Source organism: Hymenobacter sp. ISL-91, assembly GCF_018613725.1.
Lineage (GTDB): Bacteria > Bacteroidota > Bacteroidia > Cytophagales > Hymenobacteraceae > Hymenobacter.
The window spans coordinates 1-17,666 of the sequence record NZ_JAGGPS010000039.1; the positions used below are offsets into that span (position 1 = coordinate 1).

Consider the following 17,666-nt stretch of genomic DNA (forward strand, 5'->3'; position numbering starts at 1 on the left):
CCTGCCCGAGAACATCTAGCAGCCGGCGCTATCGGCCTTGCTGTGGGAGTCTATTGGCTGGTGTCAAAAGTAAAAACCCCACCTGAAGCCGCAGGCTCTGGGTGGGGTTTTAGCTGCTGGCAGCTTCAACAATCAGCTGTAGCTTTTAGACAATCAGGCCCGGATTTGTAGGTGCTCCATCTTTTTGCCCAGAAAATTTTTGCTGCCGACTGACTTAAAACCCAGTTTCAGATAGAGCCTTTTGGCGCCTGGGTTTTCTTCGTCCACGAGCAGGCCTATTGTCTGGCGGCGCTTGTGCACGTACTCGGCAAGCACGAATTGCAGCAATTGGGTGCCAATTCCGTTTCCCTGCTGAGACGGATCAACTCCCAGGGAGTCGATGTAGTATTCGCCCGCTTGGGTTTCCTGCTCGGGGGTAAAGTGCTGGTTGCGGCGGGCACTTATGTAGTCAAGCACTGGTTGCCTCAGGGCGGGCAACCGGGCGCCGTCATACAGGTTGAGCGCCGCCACTACCCGCGTGTCAACTTCGGCAACCCAGCAATTCTGATACGAATACTGGTTGTGCTCCTGGGCAGTGAAATGCGCCAAAAAGGCCTCGCCTTTTTCTGGGCTGGCCTCGCCAATGAATTCGTAGACAATATCTTCCATTGCCAGAAATAAGCAGTGGGCAATTTCTTTGGCGTCATCCAGTGTAGCTTTCCGTATAGTTGTTGTCCTTAAATTAGTCATGATCAGGAATCGATAGAAAGATTGTGTTTTTTATATTTAAATAAAAAACAATGCTTTATTTAGTTTCGCAAGATGAAATAACTATGCTAAGGATTTAAACTAAAATCGGGTTGCGCATCTAACGACTAAAGGTTTTATATTTCCACAAGTTCCGCGCTGGTAATCACCAACTTGTTATTAATGTTTTCAAATAGATATGAAATCATTAATCCCTCTATAGGGTAAGATAATTTAAGGTAAATAGAATTGGTATTACATAGCAAACTGACAATTACAAAATAGCTTTTAATATTTCTATCTTTTATCTTTTGTTCTGTAATTATAGATACTTGTCTTCCAAATTTGATAACTCCCCTTAGCTGGCCATGATTGATGCTTTCAAAATCATGCGTTACAAATACGATATTTTGCCTTGTTGTATCAGTATCGGTATGATAATACTTCTGTAAATCTGGGTAATCAACTGCTAATTGAAAAACGATTTTGTAGTCATTGGCCGTTAGCCTGGTGCATTGTGAATCAGTCTGTCCGAACGCAGCCTGTGTCAAACTGCATAGCAGGGTTATAAGGATTGATAATTGTTTCATCTGTGCATTTTAGTAAAACGGCTCGTGGTAATTATATCATATAATGTTTGCAAAGATACTGGCTTTGGAGGGAATGATTTCATCCGCAACTGATCTACGTGAGTCAACCAAATATAATGATTTCACGCAACGGCAACATCAGCAGCGCCGAGACGTCAACTATTGCGTCTCTATAGCACACTGGGTCCACTGCTCGCGGAACCGCTATAACATACTTGGCGCAGCCGCCCAAAACCGAAGCTTCGCCCTACCTTCGCAACATGCGCCTACTTTCCCGCTTTCTGCCCCTGCTGGTTCTGCTGGCCCCGGCCTGCGTGCCGCTGGGTACGCCCATCACCGATCCTAACGCCGCCCGCCGGCCCGCCACGCCCGGCCAGGTGGGCACCGAGTACTACGCCGATAAAAAGCTGCGCTACGAGGACTACATCTACGACCCCAACGTGCGCACCGTGCTCTGCTACGTGCCCACGGGCCAGGCGGGCCAAGTGTTCAATCCGCCGGTGGTGCCGCTGAGCCAGGGCCAGTCGCCGATACTGGAGTTCGATGTGCTGGGCGGCTCGGGGCAGCGGCTCACGGCCAAGCTCGTGCACTGCGACCTGAACTGGCAGCCCTCGATGCTGACGGACATGCAGTTTCTGAGCGAAATAAACGAGCAGCTCATCAACAACTACCGGCCCTCGGTGAGCACCAAAGTGCCCTACCAGCACTACCAGGTGCAGATGCCGCGCGTGAAGCTGTCGGGCAACTACCTGTGGGTGGTACAGGGCGCGGGCGGTACGCCGCTGCTGAGCCGCCGGGTGCTGGTGTTCGAGGATGGGGCCGTGCAGATTTCGATGCGCCAGGGCATTCCGGTGGCGGGGGAGGAGCGCTTCCGCTGGCAGCAGGTTGATTTCGGGATTCGCTACAACATGGCCCTCGTCAATCCGGCCCAGGAGGTGAAGGTAGTGCTGCGCCAGAACTTCCGCTGGGACAACGCCCACTACAACCTGCGGCCCACCTTTGTGCGAGACGCCGAGCAGCAGCTCGACTACCAGTATTTCAACTTCGAAAACGCCTTTCCGGGCCTGAGCGAGTTCCGGTTCATGGACCTGCGCACCTTCCGCTCGCTGGGTACCGGCGTGGCCCGCTTGGATGCCGAGGCCTCGCCCCGAACTGCGCTGCTGTTGCCCGAGGCTTCCCGCGAGGGGCAGCGCTACACCCAGTACGACGACATCAACGGCCAGCGTCTGATTGAGAGCCGCGAGTACCCGGGCGACCCGAATACCAACACCGACTACCTCGACGTAACCTTCCAGCTCCAGGCCGATGCGCCCGCCGCCGGCCCGGTGTACGTGCTTGGGGCCCTCAGCGACTGGCAGCTGCGCGATGAGTTCAAGCTGACGTATGACGCCGCAAACCGCGTGTACAGGGGCCACGCGCTGCTCAAGCAGGGCTACTACAATTACTACTACGCCACTCAAACGCCCACCGGAGCCAACAGCATTCCGTGGGAAGGCAGCCACCAGGAAACCGAAAACCAGTACGACCTGCTGGTGTATTACCGCCCGCCCGGCACCCGCACCGACCTGCTCATTGGCTACCAGCGGCTGGATGTGAATAGCCGTCGGCCGTAATGCAGCGCGAACCGTAGAACGGCTGTAGCGCGAAGCTTCTGCTTCGCGTAGTGTTGCTGACTGCCACACGACGTCGTTCAACGGTACGCGAAGCGGAAGCTTCGCGCTACAGCCGTTCTGCGGTTCGCATTAGTGCCATTACACAGGTAAACGCGCGTTTTCGTGCGCCTGCGCAGGGCCTTACCGGCCGAGCATAATTTCGGCGCAAAACCAGATGAGCTGTTTTTGCGTGATAAGGCCCTTCGCGCTGCTCAGGATGACGGCCGCTTCTCTTGCTTCCCATCACCCAACATGTATAACACCATCCTTGTCGTGCTCGGCGTGGCCATTCTGGGCGTGGCCTGGCTGCCGTCGCTGCTCAGGAAATCCCCGCTTTCTTACCCGATTCTGTTTGTGGGGCTGGGGCTGCTCATTTTTACCCTCCCGCTGGGCCTGCCCGACCCCGACCCGGTGGAGTTTTCCTCCTTCGCCACCCACCTCACCGAACTGTGCGTGACGGTAGCCCTCACCGGCACCGGCCTCAAAATCGACAAGCGGTTTTCATTTAAGGCCTGGCGCATTCCGCTGCTGCTGGTGCTGGTGCTGATGGTGCTGACTATTGCCGGCTTCGTGGGCGTGGCCTGGGGCGTATTCGGGCTGCCGCTGGCCTCGGCCGTGCTACTGGCCGCCACCCTCGCACCCACCGACCCCGTGCTGGCCGGTGATGTGCAGGTGGGTGAGCCCGGCAAGGGCGGCGAAGACAATGTGCGCTTCGCCCTGACCGGCGAGGCAGGACTAAACGACGGTCTGGCCTTCCCGTTTGTGTACCTGGCCGTGGCGCTGCTGCCCATTGCCAAAGAAAGCCTGAGCGAGCGGCTCTGGCACTGGGCCTGGATGGATATGGGCTACCGTGTGGCCATGGGGGTGCTGGCGGGCTGGCTGGCGGGCCGGTTGCTGGCATACCTGATTTTTGATTTGCCGCGCCGCGCCCGCATTCGGCCCAATGCCTACGGCTTTGTGGCGCTGGCCGTAACGCTGGTAGCCTACGGGCTTACCGAGCTGGTGCACGGCTACGGGTTTCTGGCCGTGTTTGTGGCCGCCGTTACGCTGCGCCGCCACGAGCGCAGCCACGAGCACCAAGATGAGATGCACGACTTCACCGACCAGTTGGAGCGCTTACTGATTGTGGTGATTCTAATCCTGTTCGGCGGCTCCATTGCCTGGGGCCTGTTCGACCACCTGAGTTGGACGGGCGTGGCGCTGGGCCTGATTCTGCTGCTGGTGCTGCGGCCTTTGGGGGGCCTGCTCACGCTCTGGGGAAGCCGCCTCGACTGGAGCGAGCGGCTGGTGGTATCGTTTTTCGGTATCCGCGGTATCGGCTCCTTCTTCTACCTGGCCTTTGCCCTCGATACCCGTTATTTTCCTAACAGCCGCGAGCTGTGGGCCACTACCGGTTTCACGGTACTGGTATCCATTGTGCTGCACGGGGTGCTGGCCACACCCGTTATGAACTGGCTCGACCGGCGCCAGGGCCGCCCTACAGTAGAGGAGCAGGAAGAACAGGAGCAGCAGGAGCAGCAAGAGCAGGAGCAGCCCAAAGGAGCGGTTGGCTAAGGACAGGGGCCCAACACAAGCGGGAAGAGTTGCGTTGAAGAACCCAACTCTCACCAACTCCTGCACTCATGCTTCTACGCGCTATTCCTTCTCTGCTACTTGCCGGCCTGCTGCTAACGGGTTGCGCTGTGAACCCGGTAACGGGTAAAAAAGAAGTAATGCTCGTGTCGGAAGGGCAGGAGCTGGCCATGGGGAAAGAGTCGGACCCGGCTATTATTGCGCAGTTTGGGCTGTACAAAGACGACAAGCTGCAGAACTACATCAACGCCATGGGCGACAAAATGGGCAAGGTGTCGCACCGGCCCGAGCTGAACTACCAGTTCCGCATCGTCGATTCACCAGTGATTAACGCCTTTGCCGTGCCCGGCGGCTACGTGTACTTCACGCGCGGCATTATGGCCAACTTCAACAACGAAGCGCAATTCGCGGGCGTGCTGGGCCACGAAATCGGCCACGTAACGGCCCGGCATTCCGCCAAGCAGCAAACTACCTCCATTCTCAGCCAGGTGGGCCTGATGGGGGCCATGATTGCCTCGCCCCGGTTTGCCCAGTACGGCGAGCAGGCCATGCAGGGCCTGCAACTGCTCAACCTCAAATTCGGCCGCGACGATGAAAACCAGGCCGACGAGCTGGGCGTGGAGTACTCGACCAAAATCGGCTACAACGCCGCCGAAATGGCCGATTTCTTCCGCACCCTGGAGCGCGAGCAGCAGCAGGCCGGCGGCCAGGCCATCCCCGATTTCCTGAGTACCCACCCCAACCCCGCCGACCGCTACGAGCACGTAAACCAACTGGCGGCCCAGTGGAAAGGCAAGCCCGGCACGCCCGCCAAACTCGCCATCAACCGCGACGCTTACCTACGCCTCATCGACGGCATCACTTACGGCGAAGACCCGCGCCAGGGCTTCGTGGAGAACAACGCCTTCTACCATCCCGAGCTGAAATTTGAGTTCCCTATTCCGCAGGGCTGGAAAAGCCAGAACTCGCCCCAGCAGTTCCAGATGGCCGAGCCTAATGGCAAGGCCCTGATGCTGCTCACGCTGGCCCCTGGTAGCTCGGTGCAGGAAGCCGCTCAGGCCGTGGCCAAGCAGCTGAGCCTGCAGGTAGCCGAGTCGCGCGAGCTGACGGTAAACGGTTTCCCTGCCCTGGCTTTCGTGGGTACGCAGGTGCAGCAGGACCAGCAGACTGGCCAGCAGCAAGCCGGTATGCAGGTGCTGAGCTACATCATTCAGGACGGTAAAACGCTGTATATGATGCTCGGCGGCAGTGCTCCGCAGGATTTTGCGGCCTTCGCGCCCGTGTTTACCCGTACCATGGAAGGCTTCCGGCGCCTTACGTCGGCCGATAAGCTCAACCGCCAGCCCGAGCACCTGCGCATCCGAACCACCAAAACCAGCCAGACGCTGGCCCAGGCCCTGAGCGCCAACGGCGTGCCCACCAAGCGCCACGAAGAAATGGCCATCCTCAACGGCATGCAGCTCTCCGACAAACTCGGGCGCGGGATGCTGTTTAAAGTGGTGGGCAAATAGAACTGGCGGGGTCTTTGGTTACTACAGGGTGGGCCGCCTGTTCATCAGTGCCAGTGCCGCTGTAGCGGTGTGGGGCTCGGCCAACCTTTCCCTCTTAGCGTTTTATCATGAAAACCTTCCTCTCGTATCCCTTTCTCCGTACCGGCGCACTAGCGCTGGCGCTGCTGCCGCTGGCCGGCTCGGCCGGTTTCCGCCCGCCGGCGCCGGCCAAGGAGCCCGATCCGCAGGTGCTGGCCCAGTTCGGGCTGCTCAATAACCCGGCCCTGCAAAAATTTATCGACCAGAAAGGCCAGCAGATGGCCGCCGTGTCCAGCCGCGCCGACTTTGGCTACCAGTTTACCATTCTGGACTCGCCGATGATAAACGCCTTTGCCGCACCCGATGGCAACATCTACTTCACGCGCGGCATCATGGCCCATTTCAATGATGAGGCGCAGTTTGCGGGCGTGCTGGGCCACGAGCTGGGCCACGTAACGGCCCGCCACGGCGAAAAGCAGCAAACCCGCTCTACTATTACATCAGGGGCGCTGCTGCTGGGCTCCATCCTATCGAAGCGGGTGGCCTCCCTGGCTCAGCCGCTGTCGCAGGGCGCGGGCCTGCTGTTTCTAAAATACGGCCGCGACGATGAGCGCGAGGCCGACAAGCTGGGAGTGGCCTATTCGAGTAAAATCGGGTACGATGCCTCCCACATGGCCGATTTTTTCCTCACGCTCCAGCGCCAGGAACAGGCCAGCGGGGCCGGCGGCACGCCCACCTTCCTGAGCAGTCACCCCAACTCGGCCGACCGCTACAGCACCGTACGCCAGCTGGCTGCCCAGGCCAAGCAGCAGCAGGGTGGCCGGGCCCTCACCGTCAACCGCAGTGGCTATTTGCGCATGCTCGAAGGCATGCCCTACGGCGACGACCCGCGCCAGGGCTTCGTGGAAGGCGGCGTGTTCTACCATCCCGAGTTGAAGTTCCAGTTTCCCATTCCGCAGGGCTGGAAAAGCCAGAACTCGCCCCAGCAGTTCCAAATGGCCGAGCCCAACGGCAAAGCCGTGCAAATCCTCACGCTGGCTCCCGGCAACTCAGTTGATGCAGCTGCCCAGGCGCTGGCCAAGGAGCTAAACATCAGTTCGCCCCAGGCCAGCCGCACCACCATCAACGGCCTGCCCGCCATTGCCCTGCAGGGCGACCAGGTGGGCCAGGACCAGCAGGGCCGTCAGGGCATCCAGGCCAGCACGCTTTCCTACGTCATTCAGGATGGCAAAACGCTCTACGCCCTCATCGGCCTCTGCGGCCCCGGCACGCTCAACAGCTACGGCCCCGCCTTCCAGCGCACTGCCCAGAACTTCCGCCGCCTCACCGACGCCAACAAGCTCAACCGCCAGAGCGAGAAGATCCGCATCCGCACCGCCAAAGCCGGCCAGACGCTGGCCCAGGCCCTGACGGCCAATGGTGTGCCTACTAAGCGCCACCAGGAGCTGGCTATTCTGAACGGCATGAAAACCACCGACAAGCTCAGCGCCGGTACACTGTTTAAGGCGGTGGGGCGGTAGAGTCGCTACGTATTAAGTAGGTCATCTTAGCTGGGCCGGGATTTGCAGTAAAACAGCTGCGACTTCCGGCCCACTTGTTTCTGCAGTTGCGTAAGAATTTGTGATAGACAACGATAAAGTAAAAGGCGGTCATACTGAGCGCAGCCGAAGCATCTCTACCGCTTCATTGCATTCATCAGGATTAGCATTGCAGTAGAGATGCTTCGGCTGCGCTCAGCATGACGTTCTATTTGTCTTTTTAATCAGCTTCTTAATCCTCCAGCGCGTTGGTCAGAAACGTGTTTTTGAGGCCCAGCCAGAGCAGCCAGAAACCCAGGCACCAGTAGAGGTAGGTGCGGTAGTAGTCCTGGGTGTTGCGGTAGCGGGTCTGCTTGATTTCGGACTTCTCGTAGCTATTGATTTGGTCGAATACCTGGCGCAGGCCGGCGTTGTCGGTGGCGCGGAAGAAGCGGCCGTCGCCGGCCTGGGCAATCTGGCGCATGGTGGTTTCGTCGAGGCGGGTTTCCACGAAGCGGGGCCGGCCGTTCTCGTCGGTGCCGTAGGGCACCACGCCATCCTGCCCCAGCCCGATGGTGTAGAGCTTAAGGCCGTAGGCGTGGGCCAGCTGGGCGGCCGTCAGCGGGTCGAGCGAACCGGCCGTGTTTTCGCCATCCGAGAGCAGGATGCACACTTTGGTGCGTGAGGGCGAATCGCGGAGGCGGTTGGTGGCCACGCCCAGCGCCGTGCCAATGGCCGTGCCGTCGTTGGCAATCAGGCCCAGACGCAGGCCCTGCAGGTTTTCGCGCAGCAGCTCGTAATCGGTAGTGAGTGGGGCCAGCGAGTAGGCGTTGCCGGCGAAGGCCACCAGCCCCACCCGGTCGCCGCGGCGACGGTCCAGGAAATCGAGAGCCACGCGCTTGGCGGCTTCGAGGCGGTTGGGGCGCAAATCCTGCAGTTCCATCGAGGCCGACACGTCGAGTACCAGCACAATATCAATGCCCTGGCCGGTTTGCACTACCCGCTCATCGGTGCGCTGGGGCCGGGCCAGTGCCACGATGCCGAAGCCCAGACTCAAGGCGAGCACTACATCGGGCACGAAACGCAGCGCCGCACTCCAGTCGCGCCGCAGCTCGCCGGCCACAAACGCTACATCCAGGTGCGCCCGCCGCCGCCGCGCCAGCGCCCAACGCAGCACAAACAGCAGCGGCACCAGCGGCAGCAGCAGCAGCAGGCGCGGCTGCTCCCAGCTGTAGCCGGCCAGCGTAGCATAGCGCAGGCTGTCGAGCAGGTCTTGCATTTAGGGTAACGGGAGAAGTAGAGGGAAATGAGCAGGTAAAGAACGTCATTCAGAGCGCAGCGAAGAATCTCGCGTGCAGTCGTTGAAGCATTTTAATCCAGCGTCAGCACGCGAGATTCTTCGCTGTGCTCTGAATGACGTATTCTTAATCATTCACCTTCCTGCGTCATCACCACCGCATACTGGCGCTCGGCAAACTGACGCAGCAGGTCGAATATGGGGTCAGTTTCGGCGTCTTCTTCGGAGAACTGGTTGCCGTAGATAACCCGGTCGGCCAGTGTGAGAGCCTGCTGCACGGCGGGGTCGTGGTGGTAGCGGGCCACTATTTCGCGGGTAGTCAGGCTGGTGATGTTGAAGTTGGTGAGTGCGGAGAGGTAATTTTTCCAGAGCGTGATAGCCCGCTCCATGTTGGTAAGCGAGCGGGAAAGCGTGAACCGCTCGACGTGGCGGGCATATTGGGCCAGAAAATACGCGTGGTTCTTGCGCAAACGGTAGCGGCGGTAGCGGCGGCGCAGGCGCTGCCGGAAACCCAGCACCAGCCCGCCCGCCAGCAGCAGCAACACCGCCAGCCCGGCCAGCCAGTAGGGGTAGTTGAAACGCTGTGCCACGGGCCGCAGCTGCAGGTTTTGGCGCAGCGCGGGCAGCCCGGCCGGCGCGGCAACCGGGGCCGTGGGCTGCAGCCGCACCTGCGCCGGCGGCGTGGGCAGCAGCAGCGTGTCGCGGCCGCGCAGCACCGTTACGGGCACGCTCAGCGTCTGCACCGAGTCGAGGCTGAAGGTGCGCAGGCGGTACACGGCCTGGTCGAGGCTGCGGCCCTCGCGGGTGCGGGTGGGGCGGTAGCGGCGGCTCACGTACTCGAAGGGGGCAAAGCTGGTCGCCGAGTCGGGAAAAATGATTTCCAGCGCTGGTGCGTGGTCTGAAGTCAGCTCGTATTCGATGATTTCGCCCACCCGCACGCTGGCCTTGCGAAACCTGCCCTGCGCCACTGATTCCAGTTGCGCCATAGCAGCAGCCGATGCAGCAACCGGCGCAGCTGTTGCCGGAGTATCGGACACTGCCGTCGCCGTGGCAGCTACCGGCACCTGCGCGAGGCCCGCGCCGGCCAGCAGGAGCAGGGCCACCGTCATCGACAACCGCTGGCCGGAGCCTTGTGGCCAACTCCAGTTCAAATCCGCGCCCTTACCCACGGCCGCCGCGCTGGTTACGCCGCCGGAACAGGTTCACCAGCTGGGGAACGAAGTCGTCGGCGGTGCTAATGGACAGGAACTCGGTGCGGTGACGGCGGCAAATCTGGCCAATCTGGGCCCGGTTCTGCTCGTAGGTGGCCCGATAGCGCGCTCGGAAGGCCGCCGATGAGGTGTTGGTCCATACGGTGCGGCCCGACTCCTGGTCGTGGAGCGGAATGATGCCCAGGGGCGGAAACTCCTGCTCGCGCTGGTCGAGCAGCTGCAGCACCACTAAGTCGTGCTTGCGGGCCAGCATGGTCAGCTCCCGCTCGTAGTCGGCATCAATGAAATCGGAAATCAGGAGCACAATGCTGCGCCGCTTCAGCAGCCCCAGCGCCTGCTTGATGCCGGCCGCCACTGCCGTCTGCCGGTGCTGGGGCTCCAGCTCGTACAGCCGCTTGATGAGTGAGTAAGCGTGGTGGGTGCCCTTGCCCGAAGGCAGGTAGAGTTCTTTCTGGTCGGAGAAGGCCAGCAGGCCCAACTGAGCATCCTGGCGGGCGGCAGCCAGTGCCAGCACGCCGCAAATGTCGCGGCCCATATCGAGCTTGCGGCGGCCGGCCGCGCCTACCTGCTGCGAGGCACTCACATCGAGCAGCAGCAGCACTTGCTGTTCGCGCTCTTCCTTGTAGGTTTTCACGAATGTGCCGTGGCCTTTGCTGCTTACGGCCCAATCAATGGCCCGCACTTCGTCGCCGTACTGATACAGGCGCACCTCATCTACTTCCAGGCCCGTACCTTTAAATACAGAGTGAAAATTGCCCTGCAGCTGGGCATCCACGGCCTTCAGGATGCGGATTTCCATCTGCCGCAGGCGGCGCACAAGCTGCTGGAAAGGCGAATCGGCGGGTTTCATTCGGCCTAAACTACGGTATTGACCTAACTTTGCCTTCGTGAAACGAATTTCCCGCTGCCTCTCCGCTGTTCGTCGGGCCCTGCCGCTGGCCGGGCTGCCGGTTTTCCTTACAGCTTTCCTGCTGACTGCCAGCGCCTGCCAGAAGGCCGAAGAAGTTCCTGCTCCTGCCCAACTGCTGCCGCCCGATAAAATGGTAGGCCTGCTAATTGAGCTGCACACGCTGGAAGCCCGTACCGAAGCGGCCGCGCTGCCACCCGACTCCAGCCGGGCTCTGTTTCGGCAGGAGAAAAAGAAGCTGTACTGGCGCCATGAAGTGACCGACTCACTCTTTACCCAGAGCTTCCGCTACTACGCCACTCAGGGCAAGGAGCTGCACACTATCTACCAGTCCGTCATCGACAGCCTCACTGCCCGCGAAGCGGTGGCAAAGTGAGGCCATTCACCTCCCCGGGTTTACTTCAGGCGGCTGCCGTTGGGGAGCGGGGCTGCCAGCGTAGCCAGCACAATGTGCCCGGCCGCGTCGGGGGCGCCGGTAACCAGCACCTCGGAGCGTAGCGGCCCAATTTGCCTGGGCGGAAAGTTGACCACGCACAACACCTGCAGGCCCGGTAAATCGGCCGGCTGATAGTGGTGCGTAATCTGGGCGCTGGACTTACGCAGGCCAATTTCGGGCCCCAGGTCAATCAGCAGCCGGTAGGCGGGCTGGCGCGCCTCCGGAAATGCGTGCGCCTCCACAATCGTACCCACGCGCATGTCAACACGCTCGAATTCCTCCCAGGTTAGCATGCGGTAAGGGGTAAGTTGGGCTTACTCGGCGAAGGCAGCGAGTTCTTCGAGGCGCAGGCGCGTTTTCTGCTCCCACTCGGCTTGTTTGGGGGCGTTGAGGCCGTGGTTGCTTTCCTGGTCGTAGCGGGCTTCGTCGCGCTGCCAGGCCAGAAAGGCGACTTTTGTGAGGTTGTTGAAGGCCGGCTGCAGGTGCAGGCAATCAAACTTAATGAGGCTCAGCTTCTGGCGCAGCAGCCGGGCGTGCACCTCCGTCAGGTCGAAGTGCAGCTGCTCGTGGCGCAGCAGCGCCGGCGAGGCCTGGGCCGCGTTGCGCACCCACGACTCGGAGGGCGCAAACGTGGCCTGTACCTTGCCCGAAAACTTGAAATCGAGGCAGCCGATAGTGGCATCGATGGTAGAGGAGGTAAGGGCTGCCAGCCGGTCGATGTTGGGACGGGCTTTAAAGTCGGTCCAGGTAAGCGGCCGGGTGGCGCTCCAGGTAATTTTGGGTGCCGGGGGCGTAACCTGGGCCGGCGTGGCGGGCATCAGCAGGCTGAGCAGCCAGATGGGGGCAGTAAAGAACATTGCTTTTTGGGCTTTGAGCCAACAGCTTTTGGTAGTTGTGCTAGGCTTCTAACGTACAGCCAGCGCCGGTTCGTTCACAGGGGCCGTATCGGCCGCCGCCAGCAGCGGGCGGCGGTAAAAACGCCACAGCAACAACCCGGCCACCAGCGTCAGGCCAATGAGCAGGCCCATCCAGACGCCCACCGCGCCCCACTGCAGCTTAAAGCCCAGCACATAGCCCAGCGGCAGCGCAATTACCCAGTAGGCCAGCAGGGCTACCACCGAGGGCACCTTCACGTCTTCGAGGCCCCGCAGCGCGCCCAGGCCCACCACCTGCAGGCCGTCGGAAATCTGGAAAGCGGCGGCAATCAGCAGCAGCGTGGCAGCCTGGGCCACCACGGCGGGGTCGTGGTTGTAGTAGAAGGGCAGGTAATTGCGCCCCAGCACCAGCACCAGGCCCGTCAGGCACATAAAGACGAACGTAAGCAGGTAGGCCATCAGCCCGGCCTGCCGGGCCCGTACGCCATCGTGAGCCCCGAAGAATTTGCCCACCCGAATGGTGGCCGCTGCTCCAATGCCGCTGGCCGCCATGTAGGTAACCGAGGCCACGTTGATGGCAATCTGGTGGGCGGCCAGCTGAGTAGCACCCAGCCAGCCAATCATGATGGCCGAGAAGCTGAATGCGCCCATCTCAAAGGTCATCTGTACGCCAATGGGTGTCCCCAGGCCCAACAGGCGGCGCAGGCCAGCCGTATCGGGCCGCAGGTTGGCCTGCGCTGCCAGGCGGTAGGGCTGCAGCCGCCGGGCCCGCAGCACGTACCAGGCCATTAGCCCGGCCATCAGCACGCGGGCCACCACCGTCGACCAGGCGGCGCCCATCATGCCCAGCTCGGGCATCCCCAGCTTGCCGAACACCAGCCCGTAGGACAGCACGGCATTCACTATGTTGGCCTGGATGGAAAGCGACATGGCCTGGCGAGTGAGGCCCAGGCCCTCGGCAAACTGTTTGAAGCCCTGGAAAATCATCAAGGGGAAAAACGACAGGAACAGCACCTTCACCCAGGGCGAGGCCAGCAGCACTACGGCTTCGGGCTGGCCCAGGTGGGGCAGCAGCGTTGGCACCAGAAAGCCCAGCGCAGCCAGCAGCAAGCCGGCCACCGTGCTCAGCCACACGCCATTCACGAGCAGACGGCCGTTGGCAGCCTCATCCTGGCGGCCGTCGGCGGCGGCTACCAGCGGCGTAATGCCCATCGTCAGGCCCAGGCCCAGCACCATCACCACGGTGCTCACGCTCATGGCCAACGACACGGCCGCCAGCGGGATTTTGCCCGTCTGGCCTACCACCATGCTGTCAACTACGTTTACCATAACGTGGCCCAACTGGCTGAGCACTACCGGGTAGGCCAAGCTAATAGTGGGGCTGAGATGGGAGCGAAAGGTAGAAGGAATCATAGCCGTACTGCAAAAGGATCCGCAAAGGTACGGCTTTGCCAGAGGGCAGAAGAACCCAGTTCAATACGCAGCGCAGCATCCCGCGCGAAACCGAGTATGCAGCACACCCCGTAGCCCAAACAAGAGGCGGCACCACTCGCTGAACGGCGTTCTGTACACTAGCTGCCTTACCGCAGCACCGCTGCCAGCCGGTTGCAGGCCAGGGCTAGCTCGGCTTCGGGTACGGCATAGGAGAGGCGCGCAAAGCCGGGGGCGTGGCAGCCGGCGCCATCTACCACTTCTACGCCGCCTGCCCGCAGGCAGGCTACCAGCTCGGCCGATGCCGTAGCGGGCGGCAGGCCAGTGCTCAGGTAAGCGCGCAGGTCGGGAAAAGCATAATAAGTGGCAGCCGGAAGAGGATGGGCGGCGGGCAGCGACGCCAGAAAATCGTGCAGATAGGCGCGGGTGGGGCGCAATTGTGCCAGCAGGCGGCCAGCCACTGCGGTGGCAGCCTCGGTTACGGCCAGCGCGGCGGCCTGCAGCGGTGCGGGCACGGCCGCCCCCGTAGCATGCTGCCAGGCCGCGCAGGCCGCCGCCACGGGGGCCGGGGCCACCAGGTAGCCCAGCCCCCAACCAATAAGGCCCAGCGACTTACTGAAGCCGTTCACGACCAGATGCCGGCCACGCGGATCCGGAAAATCGAGCAGCGAAACCGGCGGCTCGGCCTCGAAATAAACGAGGTTGTAAATCTCGTCGCTAAGCAGGTAGAGGTCCGGAAAATCGGCGGCTACCTGCAGCCAGTCGGCCAGCTCGGCCCGGCTGTAGCGGCGGCCGGTGGGGTTGCCGGGGTTGGTGAACAGCAACACCCGCGTACGGCCGCCCGCCAGCCCCGCCCGCAGCTGCTCAGGTGGCAGGGCGTAGTTGTTTTCGGGGCTGAGCGGTAGGGTGCGGAGCGTGCCACCGGCGCGGGCTACCAGTTCATCGAAGCCAAACCAGCCGGGCGTAAGCAGCAGCACTTCATCATTAGGGCGAAGTACGATTTTCAGCAGGGCAAACAGCGCGGCTTTGGCCCCAGGCGTAATCACCACGTTGGCTGGCCCGAGCGGTGCTGCATCGGCCGGACGGGGGCGGGCGGCCAGCGCGGCCCGTAGCGCCTCGGAGCCGGCCGCCGGCAGCACTGCCAGCGGCGAAGTCTGGAAGGCGTGGGCAGCAGCAGCGGCCGCCTCAGGCGGGATGGCAAAGTTGCCGTAGCCCGAAGCCAGCGAAACAGGAGTGTGCATGTACAGATAGGCAGGTGGAAGCCAAAAAAGGGAGTTACAGCGCGAAAGCCTGGGTAGGTTTCGCGCTGCAGGCTAAACGTCTTTCCGCAGCAGCACGTCGGCGAAGTAGTCCTGCTCGTCGGTGAAAAACTCCGCTACCCGCAGGCCCGCTTCCTGCGCAATCCCCTCGATGGCGGGTTGGGTGAACTTGAAGGAATTTTCGGTATGAATCATCTCCCAGGCTCGGAAATCAACTGACCAGCCAGGTTCGGCAAACTGCACGGTTTGGGCGCGGGTGCTGGCCAGAAACGAGCGCACAGCCCCGGTAAGCGGGTTGTAGTCGGTGTAGTGCTGCCAGTGGGCGAGGTTGAAATCGGCTCCCAGCTCCCGATTAAGGCGGTGCAGCAGATTGTAGTTAAAAGCGGCCGTTACGCCCTGGCTGTCGTCGTAAGCTGCCCGGATCACGCGCGGGTCTTTCTGCAGGTCGAAGCCAATGAGCAGCCGGTCGTCGGGGGTGAGCGGGCCGGCGAGGCGCCGCAGAAACTGCTGGCGGTCTTCGGGGCTGAAATTGCCGATGTTAGAACCCAGAAACAGCACCGCCTTGCGGCCCGGCCGGGCCGCCATCAGCCCCAGGGCATCGGCGTAATCGGCCACCACAGGCTCCACGCGCAGGGCGGGCAGCTCGGCCTGTAGGCTGCGGGCCAGCCCATCGAGCGCCGCCGCCGAAATATCAACCGGCACATAGGTGAACTGGGCGCCCGCTTCGAGCAGCTCGCGCAGCAGAATCTTGGTTTTCAGACCGTCGCCGGCCCCCAGCTCCAGCAGGAAAAACGGCTCGGTCGGATTTTGGGGGCGCAGGGCCCGGGCAATGGCTGCCCGGTGGTGGTCGAGCAGGGCAAACTCGGTGCGGGTAGGGTAGTACTCCGGCAGAGCCATAATCTGCTGGAAAAGCCGACTACCCTCATCGTCGTAGAAATACATCGACGAAAGTGCCTTGAATGGCCGGCTAAGTCCTTCCCGCACATGCTCGCGCAGCAGCAAGTTGGGGTCGGCTATAGAGTTGGAAGACGGAGCCACTTCAGCGGCCGAAACAGTAGTATCGTGGGGCATAGGGAGGATCTATTTAAAGCTATTAGCCGATAGCTATTAGCTGACAGCTTCCGTTCTTTTTGCTAACAGCTAACAGCTAACAGCTAACAGCTAACAGCTAACAGCTAACAGCTAACAGCTAACAGCTAACAGCTAACAGCTAACAGCTAACAGCTAACAGCTAACAGCTAACGGGCCAGGCGGATGCCGGTGAACTGCCAGCGCTTATCGGCATGGAAAAAGTTGCGGTACGTAAGGCGAATGTGGCTTTCGGGCGTGGCGCAGGAGCCCCCGCGCAGCACCAGCTGGTTCAGCATAAACTTGCCGTTATACTCGCCCAGCGGGCCGGCCGCTTTCTGGTAGCCGGGGTAGGGATGGTAGGCCGAATAGGTCCATTCCCAGGCGTCGCCGAGCAGTTGGTGGCATTGGCCGGGAGCCGCATCGGGCGGCAGGGGCTGCGGGTCGAATAAGCCGCTTTCCAGAAAGGTGCCAGCGGCCGGATCGGGATTGAACTGACGGGCCGCAATTTCCCATTCCTGCTCGGTGGGCAGGCGGCAACCGCGCCACTGGGCATAGGCATCAGCCTCATAAAAACTTACGTGGGTAACCGGCGCGGCTGGGTTTAAAGGCTGCAGCCCGTGGTGGGTGAAGCGCAGCCACTGCCCGTCGCGCTCCAGCCAGTACAGCGGCGCCTGCCACCCCTGTTGCTGCACCAAATCCCAGCCTTCGCCCAGCCAGTAACGGAAATCCTGGTAGCCGCCGGCCGCCATAAACTCCAGATACTCGGCGTTGGTCACCAGTCGGTTTTGCAGCTCGAAATCGGCCACGTAGGTATCGTGCGGCGCCTGTTCATTATCAAAGCAAAACCCTTCGCCCTCGAAGCCAATGCGGTGCATACCGCCGGTTACCGGCAGCCAGGCAGCTTCAGGGGCCGAAGAAGCAGGCGAAGATGCCGGGTTATCAACTATATACGCCGGGGCCAGCGGACTGCTGCTGAGGATGTATTTGATGTCGGTGGCCAGCAGCTCCTGGTGTTGCTGCTCGTGCTGGAGGCCCAGTTCGAGCACCTCCCAGAACGCTGGCGGCAACTTGTCGGCGGGTTGGGCCAACAGCTGCTGCATGGCCGCGTCCACGGCTTGGCGGTAGGCATACACATCGGCCAGGGGCGGGCGCGACAGGGTGCCGCGGTCGGCCCGGTTCACGCGCGAGCCCAACGAGTTGTAGTAGGAGTTGAACAGGAATGCGTAATCGGGATGAAAAACCTGATAGCCGGGCTGGTATTCGCGCAGCAGCATCGTTTCCCAAAACCAGGTGGTGTGCGCCAGGTGCCACTTGGGCGGGCTCACATCGAGCATAGGCTGCACGACAGTGTCTTCGGGCAGCAGGGGCCGGCACAGGGCTACCGACTGCGCCCGCACGGCCGCAAACCGGCTGGCAGGCGTGAGGCGGGCAGGCGGCGGCAAGGTAGAAGCGAGAGAAACGGGCATACGCAGGAACGAGTAGGGGGCAGAGGTTACAGCTAAACGCTAAACCGGCTGACTAGTTTAGGAGAGGTAAAAGTCTATAGCAACCATCCGGATTTACCGGAGACGGTACGTAGTTATACGGGCTACC

The 17,666-nt window shown here is 61.3% G+C and carries 16 protein-coding genes; 5 read left to right on the forward strand and 11 right to left on the reverse strand.

Going from position 1 to position 17,666, the window contains the following annotated elements:
- Positions 1-153: 153 nt before the first annotated feature.
- Together J7E24_RS15300 and J7E24_RS15305 are read right to left on the reverse strand one after the other, a co-directional pair.
- Positions 154-648 carry a GNAT family N-acetyltransferase gene (locus J7E24_RS15300; protein ID WP_251047223.1) on the reverse strand — a complete coding sequence of 165 codons (495 nt, stop codon included), beginning with the start codon at positions 646-648 and terminating at the stop codon, positions 154-156.
- 215 nt (positions 649-863) lie between these two features.
- Complete coding sequence (locus tag J7E24_RS15305; protein WP_215139001.1) at positions 864-1,316, reverse strand: hypothetical protein; 453 nt, start codon at positions 1,314-1,316, stop codon at positions 864-866.
- 260 nt (positions 1,317-1,576) lie between these two features.
- Between J7E24_RS15305 and J7E24_RS15310 the strand changes: the two genes are divergently transcribed.
- From J7E24_RS15310 to J7E24_RS15325, 4 genes are all read left to right on the forward strand, one after another.
- Positions 1,577-2,929, forward strand: coding sequence for a DUF5103 domain-containing protein (locus J7E24_RS15310; RefSeq protein ID WP_215139002.1), 1,353 nt, complete (start codon positions 1,577-1,579; stop codon positions 2,927-2,929).
- 291 nt (positions 2,930-3,220) lie between these two features.
- Complete coding sequence (locus J7E24_RS15315) at positions 3,221-4,522, forward strand: cation:proton antiporter (RefSeq protein WP_215139003.1); 1,302 nt, start codon at positions 3,221-3,223, stop codon at positions 4,520-4,522.
- A 68-nt stretch (positions 4,523-4,590) separates the two neighbouring features.
- Positions 4,591-6,051 (forward strand): M48 family metalloprotease, encoded by a 1,461-nt coding sequence (locus J7E24_RS15320; protein WP_215139004.1) that lies wholly within the window; start codon positions 4,591-4,593, stop codon positions 6,049-6,051.
- 107 nt (positions 6,052-6,158) lie between these two features.
- Positions 6,159-7,589 carry a M48 family metalloprotease gene (locus J7E24_RS15325; RefSeq protein WP_215139005.1) on the forward strand — a complete coding sequence of 477 codons (1,431 nt, stop codon included), beginning with the start codon at positions 6,159-6,161 and terminating at the stop codon, positions 7,587-7,589.
- A 250-nt stretch (positions 7,590-7,839) separates the two neighbouring features.
- On the opposite strand, the gene J7E24_RS15330 is transcribed toward J7E24_RS15325, so the two are convergent.
- The 3 genes from J7E24_RS15330 to J7E24_RS15340 all read right to left on the reverse strand — a co-directional run bounded on the left by J7E24_RS15330 (position 7,840) and on the right by J7E24_RS15340 (position 10,944).
- Positions 7,840-8,865: a VWA domain-containing protein gene (locus J7E24_RS15330; RefSeq protein ID WP_215139006.1), complete on the reverse strand. Its 1,026-nt coding sequence runs from the start codon at positions 8,863-8,865 to the stop codon at positions 7,840-7,842.
- A 149-nt stretch (positions 8,866-9,014) separates the two neighbouring features.
- Positions 9,015-10,052, reverse strand: coding sequence for a hypothetical protein (locus J7E24_RS15335; protein WP_215139007.1), 1,038 nt, complete (start codon positions 10,050-10,052; stop codon positions 9,015-9,017).
- Positions 10,045-10,944: a DUF58 domain-containing protein gene (locus tag J7E24_RS15340; protein WP_176906827.1), complete on the reverse strand. Its 900-nt coding sequence runs from the start codon at positions 10,942-10,944 to the stop codon at positions 10,045-10,047. The genes J7E24_RS15335 and J7E24_RS15340 overlap by 8 nt, the downstream gene beginning before the upstream one ends.
- Before the next feature lie 37 nt (positions 10,945-10,981).
- Between J7E24_RS15340 and J7E24_RS17670 the strand changes: the two genes are divergently transcribed.
- Complete coding sequence (locus tag J7E24_RS17670) at positions 10,982-11,377, forward strand: DUF4296 domain-containing protein (protein WP_215139008.1); 396 nt, start codon at positions 10,982-10,984, stop codon at positions 11,375-11,377.
- Positions 11,378-11,397: 20 nt separating this feature from the next.
- Here J7E24_RS17670 and J7E24_RS15350 read toward each other — a convergent pair whose 3' ends face one another.
- The 6 genes from J7E24_RS15350 to egtB all read right to left on the reverse strand — a co-directional run bounded on the left by J7E24_RS15350 (position 11,398) and on the right by egtB (position 17,539).
- Positions 11,398-11,730, reverse strand: a complete 333-nt coding sequence (locus tag J7E24_RS15350; RefSeq protein WP_215139009.1) for a tRNA-binding protein — start codon at positions 11,728-11,730, stop codon at positions 11,398-11,400.
- A gap of 21 nt (positions 11,731-11,751) precedes the next feature.
- A complete protein-coding gene (locus tag J7E24_RS15355; RefSeq protein ID WP_215139010.1) occupies positions 11,752-12,294 on the reverse strand; it encodes a DUF922 domain-containing protein in 543 nt (180 codons plus the stop codon).
- Positions 12,295-12,342: 48 nt separating this feature from the next.
- Positions 12,343-13,725, reverse strand: coding sequence for an MATE family efflux transporter (locus tag J7E24_RS15360; protein WP_215139011.1), 1,383 nt, complete (start codon positions 13,723-13,725; stop codon positions 12,343-12,345).
- Between the two features lie 167 nt (positions 13,726-13,892).
- Complete coding sequence (locus J7E24_RS15365; RefSeq protein WP_215139012.1) at positions 13,893-14,984, reverse strand: pyridoxal phosphate-dependent aminotransferase; 1,092 nt, start codon at positions 14,982-14,984, stop codon at positions 13,893-13,895.
- A gap of 72 nt (positions 14,985-15,056) precedes the next feature.
- Positions 15,057-16,073, reverse strand: coding sequence for an L-histidine N(alpha)-methyltransferase (egtD, locus tag J7E24_RS15370; RefSeq protein WP_215139013.1), 1,017 nt, complete (start codon positions 16,071-16,073; stop codon positions 15,057-15,059).
- Between the two features lie 167 nt (positions 16,074-16,240).
- Positions 16,241-17,539 (reverse strand): ergothioneine biosynthesis protein EgtB, encoded by a 1,299-nt coding sequence (gene egtB / locus J7E24_RS15375; protein ID WP_251047224.1) that lies wholly within the window; start codon positions 17,537-17,539, stop codon positions 16,241-16,243.
- Positions 17,540-17,666 lie beyond the last annotated feature (127 nt).